The following is a 15,723-nucleotide window of genomic DNA, read 5'->3' as shown; positions in this document are numbered from 1 at the left end:
CAGCCATGCCAAAGCCTTGCGTCACCGCAGCCCTTGACTTGCCGGCAGCAAAGCACACAATCCAAGACCTACATTTCGGTTAACCGGACAACCATGCTGCTGAACACCAAGTTTCTGAGGCCAACACCCGACCCGAGAGCCGTGCGCCGGCAACGGCTCGACTCGCTGCTGGAGCCGGAAACCGGCAAGCGGCTGAATATGGTGGTTGCGCCGGCGGGCTTCGGTAAAACCACCCTGGTAAGCCAATGGTGCGCCCTGAACAGCCACCGCACCGCATGGTTGTCGCTGGACGAACACGATAACCAGCCACGCCAGTTCTGGCAGTACGTGGTGGGTGCCTTTGAACACGCAGGGCTGATGGGGCTGGAAGATATCCGCAAACAGCTCGCCCGCAGTGACGGCGAGGACCAGACCGCCGCCATCACCGGTTTGATCAACACCCTGAGCCAGGACGACACGGCCTGGTTCCTGGTGCTGGACGACTATCACGAGATCACCAGCGACACGATTCACCGCCAGCTCGGCTGGTTTATCGACTACCTGCCCCCGGGCATGCTGGTCACCCTTGCTTCACGCACCGAACCACCCTTGCCCCTCGCCCGCTGGCGGGTGCGGCGGCAGGTGCAGGATATTCATCCGGGGTTGCTGGCGTTCTCTGAAGACGAATGCCGGGCATTCTTCCGGGACACCATGGCCATGGAGTTATCGGAGCAGGAGATCCGCTCGGTGTGCCAGCGTACCGAAGGCTGGGTGGCCGCCATGCAGTTGTCGGCGCTGTCGGCCAAGTCCGGCCAGCTCAACCTGGACCAGACTTCCGCGCCTCCAAGCCTGAACCCGGACGGCCGGCTGATCAGCGATTACGTGCTCACCGAGGTGCTGCGCCAGTTGCCCCGGGAACTGATGGACTTCCTGCTGGATACCGCCTGCTGCCCTCGCCTGTCCGGCGCCCTGTGCGATGCCATCCGGGAACGCAGCGACAGCCAGGATGCGTTAACCAGGCTACTGGCCCAGAACCTGTTCCTGATTCCGCTGGACACCCGCAACGAATGGTTCCGCTACCACGACCTGTTCCGGGAAGCCCTGTTGCAGCGTATTCAAAGCAAAGACCCCGCCCGGGCAGAGCTGATGCAATCCCGCACCATAGACTGGCTGCTCAGCCATGGCCAGGTGCAGGAAGCCATCGGCCAGATTGTCCAGCGCAAAGACACCGAGCGCCTGGCCCGGGTGCTCTCGGAGCACGGCAACAACCTCATCCACGGCGGTTTCCATTTGCCGGTACTGGAATGGCTGGAGAAAATCCCTGCGGATGTCATCAGCGACAGCCCGCAGCTGCAAATGCTCAAGGTCTGGGGCTTGTTCTTCGCCAACCGGGTAGAAGGGCTGGAGCCCTTGCTGACCCGGGTGGAAGACCTGCTGGACCGCCGGATGGCGGACTCTCACCCGGATGCCGAAGGCGCCCTGTCCATCCACAGTGAAGTATCGCTGGTGCGTTCGTACCTTGCCCGCAGCCGAAACGACGAGAAGAACGCCTCGGACCTGACCCGGCAGGTGCTCAAGGACATCGACAAGATCAGCATTCCCCTGAAATCCGTCACCTACTACGGCCTGGGCATGGATTATTTCGGTAAGGGCGAGCTGAACGAGGCCGAAGAAGCCCTGGAAAGCGCCGTGTATTACGGCCAGGTGGAACGCAAACCCAGTACCGTGCTGTCTTCCGGCGGGTTGCTGGCGTGGATCCAGTACAACCGGGGCGACACCGACCTTGCCCTGGAAACCACCAGCCGGGTGCGGCAATGGGTAGACGAACACTATGCCGACCCCAGCCAGCCGCGGCTGATCTCCTGCTGGCAGAACAGCGCCCTGATTGAGATCTACCGGGAACAGAACCAGCCCCAGACGGCAGCCGGCTATCTGTCGCCATTGCTCGAACATGTCGAAAAAGGCACCGAGCCCGGCCAGCATGTGGTTATACAGTTTGTTCGGGGCCACCTGGCGTTCAGTGAAGGCAAGCTGGATGCCGCCATCGATGCCCTGAAAGATGCCGTTACCGTGGGCCGAAAACGCCGGGATCACATCCTGTTTGATCCGCCCGCTGCTGCTGCCCTGCTGGCGCGCTGTTACCTCGCCACAGACCAGGCTGACAAGGCCATGGAATGCCTGCAACCAGCCCTTGAAGAACCGGCCACCAACCCCCTGAACCGGGAGCAGAACCAGATCGCCCTGGCCCGGGTATTGATTGCCCGGAATGACAGCCAGAAGGCCCAGGAGATACTGTCTGCGCTGATTCCCGCTGCCGAGCGCAACGCCCATACCCGTCATCTGGTAGAGATTCTGCTGGTGTACGCACAGGCATTGTTCCAACAGGGCCACGAGGAAGAAGCCAACCGGATGCTGGAACGGGCCATGGACAGGGCGGAACATGCCGGCTTCCTGCGCCTGTTTGCTGAAGAAAGCCCGGCACTGCGAGAGAAGATGCTGGAGCTGCCGCGGCTGAGAACACCGGGGCGCTGGAACCGGGAATTGCTGACCATGCTGAAGGATCAACTGCTGGAGCCAGCCGTGGCTATCGGTTCGGAACCGTCAGAGCCGCAAGCCGCCGCCATTTCCCCGGCGCCACGAACAACCGCAGCCAGCGAACTGGCCGAACCTCTAAGCCAACGGGAACAGGAAGTGCTGGAGCTGATCAACCAGGGCCTGGCCAACAAGGATATTGCCGGCAAGATGTCGGTGGCACCGGCGACGGTGAAAGCCCACATCCGTAACCTCTACGGCAAGCTGGGCGTGGGCCGGCGCACCGAGGCACTGGCCCGGGCCCGGGAGCTGGGGCTGCTGGGGGACTAGACAGGAACGTGACGTAGTTCACACTTTGCCCGAATTAAGCCCCCTTACTACGCCCTTTGGACGATCCGTTTACGCCCCTTTACGCCCTATCATTTAACCATGGTGAGGTTAGCGCCTTACCGCGAATTCTGAAATTCAGGCCTTCAGATTTCTTGTTCCGCGTTATTTCGACGCCCGGGTTCGTCAGAACCCCTTGATAAGAGCCACCCGATTGGGATGGCTCTTTTTTTATGGGCAAAGGGAAAGGCTCAGTATTCGATTACACGGCGGAACGGCGGCAGGGCATCCAGCAGCAGCTGGCCATAGCGACGGGCGACGATACGCCGGTCCAGGATGGTCACCCGGCCGGTATCCTGTTCGGTACGCAACAAACGGCCCACGGCCTGAACCAGCTTCACCGAGGCATCCGGCACGGTAATTTCCATGAACGGGTTACCACCACGCTGGGTAACCCACTCCGCCAGGCTGGCGTCGATGGGATCATCCGGCACGGAGAACGGCAGGCGCGTAATCACTACGTGGTGCAGGTACTTGCCCGGCAAATCGATACCTTCGGCAAAGCTGGCAACGCCGAACAGCACGCTGGGCTTGCCTTCATCAATGCGGGCGCAATGCTGCTTGAGCACTTCATTCTTGGCCATGTCGTCCTGGGTACGGATCAGTTCCGGGTATTCCGGAGCCAGGGCATCCCTCACCTGCTGCATCTGTCGGCGGGAGGTAAACAACACCAGGGTGGCTTTTTCACCGGCCCAGAGTTCCGGCAGGCGCTTGATCAGGGCATCGCCAAAACCGTCATCGGTGGGCATGGCATTCATGGCCGGCACTTCTACCGTAGCCATTTCGCCATAACGGAACGAGCTGGGCACCACCAGGTAACGGCTGGCTTCCGGCAAACCGGCCCGGGACCGCAAGCGATCGAACTTCCCCAGCGCCGTCAGGGTGGCACTGGTAAGCACCGCACCATAGGCCCGGGACCAAAGCCGTGAATACAACAGGTTGTCGGCCAGCACCGGCGAGCTGTACAGGGTAATGTCTTCCGCGTGATCCCAGCGCTGGCGCACCGCCCATCGCGCCGCCGGCGGGCCTTTGCGGATAACCGGGGCCGCGTCTGTGCTTTCAGTTTGAGTGGTGGCCTCGGAACCGGTCGCCCCTTCACACCAGGCCGCCCACAGGCGCAACTGCTCTTCTGCCCGGCTGTGGAAGGCACCGATCACGGGATACCAGGAATCGGCGGTGTCCCGGTCCAGTTCCGGATCTTTGCGTTCGTCGAAGGCATTCTGCAGTTCTTCAACCAGGGTGCCCAACTGCCGGCACAGGCCGGCGGTCACAATGCGCGTTTCGGCCGCCAGTTCCGCCAGGGTATCCGGCAGCTCGCCATCCGGGTATCGCCACTGGGCGCTGCGGCGCTCGTCGTTGAATTCCCAGGCGGTATTAAGCTCCACCTCGTCGTACACCTTGGCAAGAGCAAGGTCGAGATCCCGACCAGACAGGCTGATCTTGTCCACTGCCTTGGCTGCCTGCGAACCACCCGGCAACCAGGGCTGCATTTTCACCAGGGCCTGGGACAATTGCTTAAGCCACTGGCGGGTGGAGTTCAGGGGAACCGAGGCGGCAAAGTGGTTCAGGGCCTTGTCTGGCAGGTGGTGGGCTTCGTCGAAGATAAACAGGGCATTTTCCGGCTCCGGCAGGATCGCACCGCCGCCCAGGGCCAGGTCTGCCAATACGAGGTCATGGTTGGCCACCACCACATCGGCATCGTCCAGGTCTTTGCGGGCATCGAAAAAGGCACAGCTGTCGAAATAGGCGCAGTGGCGATTGGTGCACTGGCGGTGGTCGGTGGTCACCTGGCGCCAGATTTCATCGGGGATCTGCTCCGGCCAATGGTCTCGGTCGCCGTCCCATTCCCGGGAGCCGTAGCTGGCCAGCATTTTTTCAAAGGTAATTCGGCTGGCCGCTTCATCGTCTGCCGGCTGGTCCAGCAGGAACAGCGGCATGGTGTCGCTGTCGCCATGGCCTTCGTCGTGCAGCCTGGATTCCAGCCGGGACATACACAGGTAACGACCACGGCCCTTGGCCAGGGTCCAGCTGAAATCCAGCTTGCTGTGCTTGCGCAGGTCCGGCAGGTCTTTCAGGACGATCTGGTCCTGCAGGGCAACGGTGGCGGTGGAAATCACCAGGGTTTTGCCCAGCGCCTTGGCCACAGGGATGGCCGCAATCAGGTACGCCAGGGTTTTACCGGTACCGGTACCGGCCTCCACCACGCAGGTGGCCGGCGGCGAGGTGCGCTGGCCATCGTTGTCGGTGATATCGCCCATGTATCGGGCAATCTCGGCAATCATCAGGCGCTGGCCATAACGGGCACGGATGTCCTTGCCGGCCAGCAAGTCACGGTAGGCCTGCTGGATTTGCTGCTTTACGTCTTCTGTCAGGGCCATTATCTCGGACTCACCCAGTCCCTCACGGTACCAACACGGAAGTACTGGCCGTTCTTGCTGAGCACCACGCCGTCTTCGGTAATGCGTTCAATGGTGAGCTGTTCGAACCGGTCGCCGGTGCGCAGGTAACGATTATTGATCATCACGCGGCTGGCGGACGGGTCCGAGGAATAGATGTGGCTGTTGAAGGTCAAGTCGGGCACGCTCTTCTGAAAGGACAGGGGCAATTCTACCAGATGCGGCACCCTGCCCTCTGGCTGGGGCTGGGTCAAGCCCGGATTGGATTTTGACTGGCTGGGCACGATCACCACCGGTTCTGCCCAGAGCTCTTCTGTGCCGGAGTGGGCTTCCGGTACATCCGGGACTTGTGCCACCGGCGCCGGGGCTGGCTCCGGTTGGACAGTTGCAACCGGTTCCGGTTCGGGCTTCACGTTCGGAGTTTCTGCAGCAGGCTGTTCTGTCGGTGCCGGTTGTTCCGGGGCCGGTTCGGACTGAATGACGGCGGCAGCCGGGCCGGTGTCCGGCCAGAACACATAGGCCATCACCCCGGCATTGACCAGCAAGGCCAGCACCACAATCCATACCACCGCGGGTACCCGCTTTTTCTTCGGCCGGTACACCATCTGTACCTGATGACCGAGATCCGGAGCCTTGCCTTGCCGGCGCTCCGCTTCGGATTTTCTGAGGGCATCAAGAATGTACGACATAACCTACCGGTTGCCTCCCGCCGGGGCTGTTACCAGGCGCGGCACCCGCACTTTCAGGTCGTTGTTCATCTGAATGATGGTCATGGCGCCGGGAATACCGTCTACCGTCAAACCTTTCTGCTCCTGGTACCAGCGCACCTGCTGCTCCATGGCCAGGCGCTTTATCCGGGTACTTTCTGGCCCGGAACCGGCCAGCCGGTCTGCGATTTCCATCATGCGGGCCCCGATCCAAAGCTCCTGGCCGGACTCATCGCCGTAGAAGCCGTCACCGGTCATGAATTCCGGCACCCGCCAGAGTACCTGGAAATCACCGAACCAATAGCGCTCCAGTTCCCGGAACGGAACCGTTTCGGTGCCCCCCGGAACCGCCAGGGTGGCGGTGTCGCCATCCAGTGAACGCAGCACCGCATAGCGGGCCTCGCCATTTTCCGGCTTGAGCACTAACAGGGCCGGGCGATCAATAAATTCCAGGCTGCGGCGGCTGCCCTGGCGCTCCAGGCAACGCAAACCTGAATTCCGGGCGTGGTCACAGGCGTTGGGGAAAGCGGCAGGGTTGTAGTCGTTGCCCCAGATACCAAACAGTTCCACAAAGGCCTCGGCGCGAGGCATGGCGTGGCTGTCGAGAACAAACGAAGCCGGCTGGGTGGCAGCGGGTTCGGCCGGCTCGGGGCTTTGTTCTACAGGAACGGGATCTGTAGTCTCGTCCCGCTCTATGGTGCCACCGGCCTGAACTTCCGGGTCGCTATCGGCCAGGGCCGTGTTCACCGAATCCGGACTGTCCAGCAGCCACAGGGTGGCAATAATGGCCAGCAGAATACTGGCTGCCACCAGGGCCAGCTGGCTTTTGGCCGGCCCGCCGGAGCCGGTCCGGCGGCTGCCGTTACGGATACCACCGGTCACTTCCTTCGCGGCCCGCTTGATGTGGGCGCGGGTTATCTGGTGCTCGCCCTCGGCATAGGCGCCCAGCAATGCACGGTCGCTGATCAGGTTGATCAACCGGGGTACACCCTCGCTGGCGCGATACAGGTTTTTGACCGCACCGGCAGAAAAAAGGTCACCGCGCAGGCCAGCCACGCTCAGCCGGTATTGCAGGTAGGCGGGCAGTTCCGCCTGGTCAATGGCATCCAGGTGGTAACGGGCGGTTACCCGCTGGTTCAGCTGGCGCAACTCCGGCAGGGCCAGGATGTCCTGCAGCTCCGGCTGGCCCAGCAGCACAATCTGCAACAGCTTTTTCTCGGCGGTTTCCAGGTTGGTCAGCAGGCGCAGCTGCTCCAGCACTTCTGCGGAGAGGTTCTGGGCCTCGTCGATAATCAGTACCTTGTGCCGGCCGGCGGCGTGGGCCTTGAGCAGGTCCTGGTTGATGGCATCCACCAGGATCTTGATGGTCGCGTTGGCGGCGTGGGCAATGCCCAGCTCGTCGCAGATAGCCGACAGCAGCTCCCGGGCCGAGAGCCGGGGGTTGAGAATCAGCGCAATGTCGACGTGTTCCGGTGCGTTCTCGATAAAACAGCGGCAGACCGTGGTTTTGCCGGTTCCTACCTCACCGGTAATCACGATAAAACCGCCCTGCCCCTGCACGCCATACATCAGGTGCGCCAGGGCTTCTTTGTGGCGGTCACTCAGGTACAGGTAGCGGGGGTCCGGCGCAATGGAGAAAGGCGGTTCCCGAAAGCCAAAAAAATCGTAGTACATGTTTCCTCAGGACCTGGCCGGCGCAGTACCGCTGACCAGTTTCAATTCTACCGCCCGCCGGTTCTGCTGCTTAAGGCGGCGCACACAACGTTCGAGGGTCTTGGAAATCCGGGCATGGGTCCGGATCATCGAAATCTTCGGCCAGGTGGCCCGCTCGCCAGCCAGGATCATCTCGCGAACATACTCCGGGCTCGGGTTCGACAACATGCCGCGATAGTGCCGCAAGGAATACTCCGGGGCAATGGTTACGTCGCCGGAGTAACGCTGGGCCATGATGGTATACAGTTGCCCGGAGGCCTGCCTGAGCAATTCCGGGCGAACCCGCTTGCGCAGGTAGTCGAACACGCCACGGCCATGGAACTGCACTTCCGACTTCAGGAAATGCATTGGCAGGCGCGGCAGCGAGAGTTTTTCGTCTGTGTGTTCCGCCAGGAACGGCACCACATGGGGGTTGGTCTGGCTGACGATGCTGAAATTGGCATCGTACAAATGCATCAGGCGCTCGATGGGCAGGTCACTGACCACGGAACCGTCCACAAACTGGATTCTGGGCATGTACGGCAGAGCATTACCGTAAAGGTCTTTCTTCATCAGGGTAACCGGCGGGAACACCCCGGGCACCGCCGCACTGGCCAGGGCGGCGCTCCACACCATCAGGTACGGCGAGGTGTAACCGCACAGTAAGCGGGCTTTCTGATTGGACTGCACCGGCGACACGCTGATGTTAATGCTGCGGCCAGTACGCTGATAGGCTTCTTCGAAGGTGTATTCGCCAATATTCGCGCGCAGGCATTGCTGCAGGGTTTGCTGGTCCATCAGGCCTTCGCCGCGCATGGCGCTGATCAGCCCGCGCCATTTCCAGGCCTTGAGGTTGTGGTTCTCCGGCACCAGCATTTCCGGTATCTCGGCATCGGTGTGCACCCCGAGAATACCCGCGATAATGGCGCCGATACTGGAGCCGGCGATCACCTGGGGCAGCAACCCCTTTTCCCACAGTGCCTTGATGACTCCGAAATGGAACATGCCCAGCGATGCGCCACCACTGAGCAACAGCGTGGGCCGGCCGAAGCTGGTCAGGGTATCGCGGAAGAACTGCAGCTTGTCGTAAACCGGAAAGCCCGGCACCGGGTGATCGCACAGATAATCCAGGGCTTCACACGCCTGGCTGATGTATTCTTCGATCAGGTGCTTGGTGCCCACCCGGGAACGGGTGTACAGGGCCGGGTTCCCCATATTACCCAGATCGTGGTGCAGCCCTTCGCGCAGCGCCCGCTTGAGGCGCTCGAAGTCGTTCTGCTGGCGATACTGTTTGAGGTTGCTCAGGCGATCGTAGATCAGCTCGTAGTGGTAAAGGTCAGAAACAAACTCTTCCTTCCACTCGGCATTACCTTCCAGAAAATCCAGCTCCAGCCCGGCTTCCATCCACTGTTCATAGGTCGTGGCGCCGGCCAGGGCTTTGCGAAAACGGGAAATTCTGGGGTCCTTGATCACCTGTTGCCTCCCGGCTTTACTGCTCAGAAATCCTCGAGCATGAAATCGTCGTCGTCCGCGAAGGGATCTTCCGTGATCTTACCATCGTTAATCAGGAATTCACGACGCTGCAGGAAGGCATTGCGCACAAACGTGTACTGGTCCCCGGAAATAAAGCTTTCTGCTGGAATCAGATCTGCCCGCTTATCAACAATCTGCAGGGTGCGCAGGTAATACCATTCCGGGCTGTCGACCGCATCCCAGGCTGACGGCAGCATAAAACTGTCCGAGGCCAGGCCGCTAAAATGCCGTGGCGTGGACGGGCCCAGCAGCGGAAGCATCAGGTAAGGGCCGGAACCTACGCCCCAGTGGCCGAGGGTCTGGCCGAAATCTTCCGGCCGCTCGGGCAGATCCCACGCCGTGGCTACATCAAAGATACCGCCCAGGCCGAACACGGTATTGAAGGTAAACCGGCCAAAGGCCACCACGGCCGACTCCCCTTTCAGCTGAAACAGGCTGTTGGTGAAGTTGCGGATTTCGGTGAGGTTGTTGAAGAAATTGGTTACCCCGCGGTCTACGATGTCCGGGGTCACGGTCCGGTAACCACTGGCTACCGGGCGCAGGAACCAGCGGTCGATGGCATCGTTGAAGGCGTAGACCTTGCGGTTCCAGTTCTCGTAGGGGTCGTCGGTATTGGCAGGCATCGCCTCGCCTTCCATGGGCGGCTCTTGCAGATTCTGGGCCTGCACGGTTGTTGCACCAAGGGCCAGTGCCATAAACAGCAGCACGCCGGGCGCCCAACGCCGGATATCAAACTCTCTCATTTTGCACTCTCGGGTTGTTTAACCTGTTTCAGTTCGTCGACAATACCGGCGTTTTATTATTCTTGTGTCACTGTTCCGGAGGAAACTCAGATGTCTGTACCGGGTAATCCCGTCAGCTCAATGTCCATGGCCCTGCGCTGGGGCGATATGGATGCATACGGCCACGCCAATAATACAGTTTACTTCCGTTTTTACGAGGAAGCCCGCATTGTCTGGCTGGCGGAACTGGGTCTGGGTAAAACAGAAGACCCGACCGGACCGGTCATTATAAAGACCAGCGCCACCTTTCTGAAGGAACTGACGCACCCTGCCAGCGTGGTTGTTGAAACCTATGCAGACAAAGCGGGAACGACCAGCCTCGACACCTACCATCTGCTGAAAGATGCCGACACCGGCGATGTATACGCGGAAGGCTATGCAAAGATCGTTTGGGTAGACCGGACAACCCGCAAATCCACCCCGCTGCCAGACACCCTGAAGGCCCTGGCAGCGAGGTAAACCGGATTAGCGGTGGCGAACCACCACGCTGCCGATGGAATAGCCGGCACCGAAGGAGCAGATCACTCCCAGGTCGCCGGCTTTCAGGTCATCCTTGTGCTTGTGGAAGGCAATGATGGAGCCGGCTGAACTGGTGTTGGCGTATTCGTCCAGAATCACCGGTGCTTCCTGCTCGGTGGCATCCCGGCCAAGAACTTTGCGGGCAATCAACTGGTTCATGTTCAGGTTGGCCTGGTGCAGCCACATGCGGTCCAGGTTGTCCGGTTCCAGATTCAGGGAAGCCAGGTGATCCTGGATGGTGGAAGCCACCAGCGGTGACACTTCCTTGAAGACTTTCCGGCCCTGCTGGATAAACAGCTTGTCCGGCTTGCCCACACCGCTGTCATCGGCCCGGTTCAGGAATCCGAAGTTGTTGCGGATGTTATTGGAAAACTGGGTCTTGAGCTTGGTGCCCAGAATCTCGAAACCCTGCCCCGGCTGGGTGTTCTCTTCACGCTCCACCAGGATGGCGGTGCAGGCGTCACCGAAGATAAAGTGGCTGTCGCGGTCACGGAAGTTCAGGTGGCCGGAGCAGATTTCCGGGCTCACCACCAGAACCGCACGGGCAGCACCGTTCTCCACCGAGTTCACCGCCGCCTGCAAACCGAAGGTGGCGGAACTGCAGGCTACGTTCATATCGTAGGCGAAGCCGTTAATACCCAGGGCTTCCTGCACCTCAATAGCCACGGCGGGATAGGCGCGCTGCATGTTGGAGCAAGCCACAATCACCGCGTCTACATCGGCGGCGGTTTTACCTGCCTGCTCAAGGGCTTCTTTACAGGCTGCAACTGCCATGTCGCACTGCACCGATGGCTCATCGTTGCTGCGCTCGGGAATGTACGGTTTCATCCGCTTCGGGTCCAGGATCCCTTCCCGGTCGATCACGTGCCGGCGCTTGATGCCAGACGCCTTTTCGATAAAAGCAGATGACGAGGGTTGCAGGGCTGTCAGCTCGCCGCGGGCTATCTCTTCCGCATGCTCATTGTTGTACAGCTCTACATACTGGTTGAAGGCTTCGACCAGTTCGTCGTTCTCGATGATGGCGGGCGGCGTAAACAGGCCGGTTCCGCTGATGACGGCTTTAATCACAATAACCCCACGTCATGGTTATAAAACAGTTTTTGACAATTAACTGTCAGAAATACTAACACAGTCCGTCGGATTTGCCCGCTGGACTATCATCCACGGGCACCAGGCTGGTGCAATTTATATCCGGGTGTTTTCCCACTGTTTATCCAGCCGCTTGACCGATACCGTCATGGCGGTGCCCAGTTGCTGGGCGAAGAAGGAGACCCGGTACTCTTCCAGCATCCACCGGTACAGTTCCAGTTCCGGGTCACGAACGCCCTGGCGTTTCTGCTGTTCCTGCCTGGTGGCATAACGGGCCCAGAGCGGCTCGATAGTGTGCAGAAACTCCCGCTCCCGACCCATTTCCCGGGGCATTTTCTCCAGCCGTATCAAAGCCGCTTCGAAATACACCCCGAATCGATCCAGCCACGTTGCCGGCGTAGCCACCAGGAAACCGGGATACACCAGGTGCTGCAACTGGAATTTCAGGTCTGCCATGCTGTTGGCGAGGGCCAGGTTGATCTTGCCTTTGAGTTGCTTTGCCACCTTCTGGTAGCCGCTCATGGCCTGGAACAGTCGCTCATCAGCCGTTTCCAGGGCTGGAATGAAATCGCCCCGGTGCTGCTCGTAAACCCGGTTGAAGGCGTTTTCATCCCTGGGCAGGTCCCCGGCCAGGAAGTGCTGCATCACCGCAGACAACAACAGGTCATCCAGCAGTGCCTTTGCCTGCCCGACCGGGGCAAACATCAGTGCCGACTGCTTGAACCGGGGCAGCTTGCGCTCCAGGTCTGACAGGGTGTTTCCGAAACGGTTGATGATCAGGCGGGCGATACCACGGCGGGTAGTATCCCCGGCGGTCAGCCGGTCCAGGCAGCGGATTTCCCGAACCTGTTTGCCCAGGTCTTCCAAGGCCGGGTACACGGTTACCTGCATGCCGCCCTTTTCGGTCTGGACCTGCTCCGGCAGACGGCCGAACTGCCAGTCCGGGTATTCCTTTACCTTGTGTTCGCCAGTGTTTTCGCTGGTAACCGACGCCAGCGCTTCGGTTGCCCTGCCCTCAAGCTTCGCCTGCAGCTCGTCGGTGTCCCGGCTTTCGGCAATGGTTTTATCCTTGTTGCCGGTTACCCGAAGGTTCATCCGCAGGTGTCTGGGTAATTCGTCTTCCGGCCAGGCCTGGGGGTCAATCTGCACACCGGTCATCCGGCGCAGCTGCTCGCCCAGCTTCAGGGCCAGCGGCTCGTTACCCGGCTGCATGTTGGCGAGCGCGGCATCGACAAAATCCGGCACCGGCACGAAGTTCCGGCGCAGGGATTTGGGCAAGCCTTTAACCAGTGCGATGCATTTCTCTCGTAAAAGACCCGGCACCAGCCACTCCAACCGGCGGGAGGGAATCTGCTTCAGGGCCATCAGCGGCACTTTCAGGGTCACCCCGTCACGCTCGCTGGTGGGTTCGAATTCATAGCTCAGGGGGTATTTCACCCCTTCCCACTCCAGATAGTCGGGATACTGCTCCGCCGCGCCCTGGTCCAGCGGGCGTTGCAGCACATCAGCTTCGGTCAGTTCCAGCTTTTTCAGTTCTTCTGCCGACAGGCCTTTCCACCAGCTCTCAAAATGCCGGCCACTGACGATTTCCGAAGGCAGGCGCTCGTCGTAGAAGGCCACCAGCACTTCGTCGTCGACCAGCAGGTCGCGGCGACGGGTTTTCTTCTCCAGGTTTTCGACGGTGTCGAGCATTTCCCGGTTGCGGGCGATAAAGGGGGCTTTGGACTGATAATCGCCCTCCACCAGCGCCCGCCGGATAAACAGGTTACGGCATTCTTCCGGGTCGACCTTGGCGTAGGGAATGCGGCGTTTGGGCACCACATCCAGGCCGTAGAGGGTGACCTTTTCATAGCCCATGACCTGGGCCCGCTTCTGTTCCCAGTGCGGCTCGAAATAATGATGCTTCACAATATGCCCGGCCAGCGGCTCCACCCACTCCGGCTGTATGCCCGCCACCATGCGGGCGAACACCTTGCTGGTTTCGACAATTTCTGCCGCCACGATCCACTTGGGGCCGGACTTGGCCACTTTCGAGCCGGGAAAGATCATCACCTTGCGGTTTCGGGTGGCCAGGTATTCCCGCTTTTCGACTTTCACGGCAATCTGGCCCAGCAACCCGGCCAGGATAGCCTTGTGGATCCGGTCGTAGTTGGCGGAGTCCCGGTTCATGCTGAGCTTTTGTTCGCGGCAAATCAGGGTCAGCTGGCGATGGATATCGCGCCACTCACGCATGCGCATCCAGCTCAGGAAGGTCTTCTGGCACAGCTTTTTGAGCTGGTTCTGGGACAACTCCTGGCGCTGTCCCTCGAACCAGTTCCAGATGTTCAGCAAAGTGGCAAAGTCGGATTCCTTGTCGTTGAACGGGGCGTGCGCCTGGTCTGCCGCCTGTTGCTTGTCCTGGGGCCGCTCTCTCGGGTCCTGGATGCTGAGGCCGGCAATCACGATCAGCACCTCTGCCAGGCTGCCGTGGTCTGCCGCGGTGACCAGCATCCGGGCCAGGCGCGGGTCCAGCGGCAGGCGGGCCATGGTACGGCCGAGTTTGGTGACACGGCGCTTGTCGTCAACCGCGCTCAGCTCTTCCAGCAGTTTGTAGCCATCGTTCACCTGCCGGCGATCGGGTGCTTCCAGGAACGGGAAATGGCGAATCTCGCCCAGCCCGGAGGTGGCCATTTGCAGGATAACCGAGGCCAGGTTGGTGCGCAGAATCTCCGGATCGGTGAACTCCGGGCGATTCAGAAAATCGGTTTCATCGTACAGGCGAAAACAGATACCCGGTGCCACCCGGCCACAGCGCCCTGCCCGCTGGTTGGCACTGGCCTGGGAGATGGGCTCGATAGGCAGGCGCTGGATCTTTGAGCGCACACTGTAACGGCTGATGCGGGCAACACCAGTGTCGATCACATAGCGGATGCCAGGCACCGTCAGGGAGGTTTCCGCCACGTTGGTAGAGAGCACAATGCGCCGGCCCTTGTGGGCCTGGAAAACGCGGTTCTGTTCCTGGTTACTGAGCCGGGAATACAGCGGCAGCACTTCGGTGTGCCGCAGCTCGGCATGGCGCAGCACCTTGCTCAGGGCACGGATTTCCCGTTCGCCGGGCAGGAACACAAGTACATCCCCCGGGGGCTGTTTTTCCGAGCGCTCGTGCTGTTCGATTTCTTCCAGTGCCGAGAGCACCCCATCGGTCCAGCCCTGATCCCGGTCGTCTTCATCTCCCGCCAGCGGGCGGTAGCGAACATCCACCGGATAGGTACGGCCGCTGACCTCAATCACCGGAGCCTTGTCAAAGAACTCGCTGAAGCGCTCTACCTCAATGGTGGCGGAGGTGATGATGATCTTCAGGTCCGGCCGCTTGGGCAGCAACTGGCGCAGGTAGCCCAGCAGGAAGTCGATATTCAGGCTGCGCTCGTGGGCTTCATCGATAATCAGGGTGTCGTACTTGTCCAGAAAGCGGTCGTGCTGGATTTCCGCCAGCAGGATACCGTCTGTCATCACCTTGATCCGGGACGACTCGGAGGTGTTATCGGTGAAACGCACCTGGTAACCCACCTGCTGGCCCACCTGCTCGCCCAGCTCCTCCGCAATCCGGGCCGACACACTGCGTGCGGCAATCCGCCGGGGCTGGGTATGGCCCACCAGCCCGCGGATGCCCCGGCCCAGGTTCAGGCAGATTTTCGGAATCTGGGTGGTTTTACCGGAGCCGGTTTCGCCGGCGATGATGACCACCTGGTTTTGCTCGATGGCCCGGCTGATGTCCTCTACCCGGGCACTGACCGGCAGGCTGTCCGGAAAACTGGCAGGCTTGTGCAGGACTTGTCGCTTCTGCACCTTCTCCAGCCCCTGGTCCAGCCAACGTGCCATTTTCTCCAGATCCTTCTGCCCGGGCTTGCCCTTGCTCCGGCTGACCTGACGAATAATGCGCGCCGCTTCCTGCTGGTTACAGGCGTCCAGCTGGCTCATAAAGGCCTTCACGGCTGCTTGCGGGTCAGCGGTGGTGGTATCGGGTGCGTTACTACGGGTCGGTTCTGTCATTGCTCGGTTTACGGGCTCTTGCTGGGGGCTGGATCTGTTCAGGCGCCACAGTCTAACGGGAAATCGCCCCTGCAGAAA

General features: G+C 60.6%; 9 protein-coding genes. 2 read left to right on the top strand and 7 right to left on the bottom strand.

Going from position 1 to position 15,723, the window contains the following annotated elements; translation table 11 throughout:
* The first annotated feature begins 93 nt into the window (after positions 1 to 93).
* Positions 94 to 2,841, top strand: coding sequence for a LuxR C-terminal-related transcriptional regulator (locus B2589_RS12020; RefSeq protein ID WP_286816731.1), 2,748 nt, complete (start codon positions 94 to 96; stop codon positions 2,839 to 2,841).
* Positions 2,842 to 3,089: 248 nt separating this feature from the next.
* Here the strand turns inward: B2589_RS12020 and dinG are convergent, their stop codons facing one another.
* From dinG to B2589_RS11995, 5 genes are read right to left on the bottom strand one after another with little or no spacing between them, the layout of a single operon-like run.
* Positions 3,090 to 5,276: an ATP-dependent DNA helicase DinG gene (gene dinG / locus B2589_RS12015; protein ID WP_286816730.1), complete on the bottom strand. Its 2,187-nt coding sequence runs from the start codon at positions 5,274 to 5,276 to the stop codon at positions 3,090 to 3,092.
* Complete coding sequence (locus tag B2589_RS12010) at positions 5,276 to 5,983, bottom strand: general secretion pathway protein GspB (protein WP_286816729.1); 708 nt, start codon at positions 5,981 to 5,983, stop codon at positions 5,276 to 5,278. Before B2589_RS12010 ends, dinG begins: the two co-directional genes overlap by 1 nt.
* Before the next feature lie 3 nt (positions 5,984 to 5,986).
* Positions 5,987 to 7,675 carry an ExeA family protein gene (locus B2589_RS12005; protein ID WP_286816728.1) on the bottom strand — a complete coding sequence of 563 codons (1,689 nt, stop codon included), beginning with the start codon at positions 7,673 to 7,675 and terminating at the stop codon, positions 5,987 to 5,989.
* Positions 7,676 to 7,681: 6 nt separating this feature from the next.
* Entirely contained in the window at positions 7,682 to 9,166 is a 1,485-nt protein-coding gene (locus tag B2589_RS12000; RefSeq protein ID WP_286816727.1) for a DUF3336 domain-containing protein, read from the bottom strand.
* A gap of 23 nt (positions 9,167 to 9,189) precedes the next feature.
* Entirely contained in the window at positions 9,190 to 9,969 is a 780-nt protein-coding gene (locus B2589_RS11995; protein WP_022989023.1) for an MlaA family lipoprotein, read from the bottom strand.
* A 90-nt stretch (positions 9,970 to 10,059) separates the two neighbouring features.
* On the opposite strand from B2589_RS11995, the gene B2589_RS11990 reads away from it, so the two are divergent.
* Positions 10,060 to 10,467: an acyl-CoA thioesterase gene (locus B2589_RS11990; RefSeq protein WP_286816726.1), complete on the top strand. Its 408-nt coding sequence runs from the start codon at positions 10,060 to 10,062 to the stop codon at positions 10,465 to 10,467.
* 6 nt (positions 10,468 to 10,473) lie between these two features.
* Here the strand turns inward: B2589_RS11990 and B2589_RS11985 are convergent, their stop codons facing one another.
* Together B2589_RS11985 and hrpA are read right to left on the bottom strand one after the other, a co-directional pair.
* On the bottom strand, positions 10,474 to 11,595 hold the full coding sequence (locus B2589_RS11985) for a beta-ketoacyl-ACP synthase III (protein WP_286816725.1): 1,122 nt from the start codon (positions 11,593 to 11,595) through the stop codon (positions 10,474 to 10,476).
* Between the two features lie 117 nt (positions 11,596 to 11,712).
* A complete protein-coding gene (gene hrpA / locus B2589_RS11980; RefSeq protein WP_286816724.1) occupies positions 11,713 to 15,645 on the bottom strand; it encodes an ATP-dependent RNA helicase HrpA in 3,933 nt (1,310 codons plus the stop codon).
* Between the last annotated feature and the right edge of the window lie 78 nt (positions 15,646 to 15,723).

Source organism: Marinobacter sp. UBA3607 (assembly GCF_002375525.1).
In the GTDB taxonomy this organism is placed as follows: domain Bacteria; phylum Pseudomonadota; class Gammaproteobacteria; order Pseudomonadales; family Oleiphilaceae; genus Marinobacter; species Marinobacter vinifirmus.
Note: the sequence above shows the minus strand (reverse complement) of the source record. Positions and strands in the feature narration are given on the sequence as shown.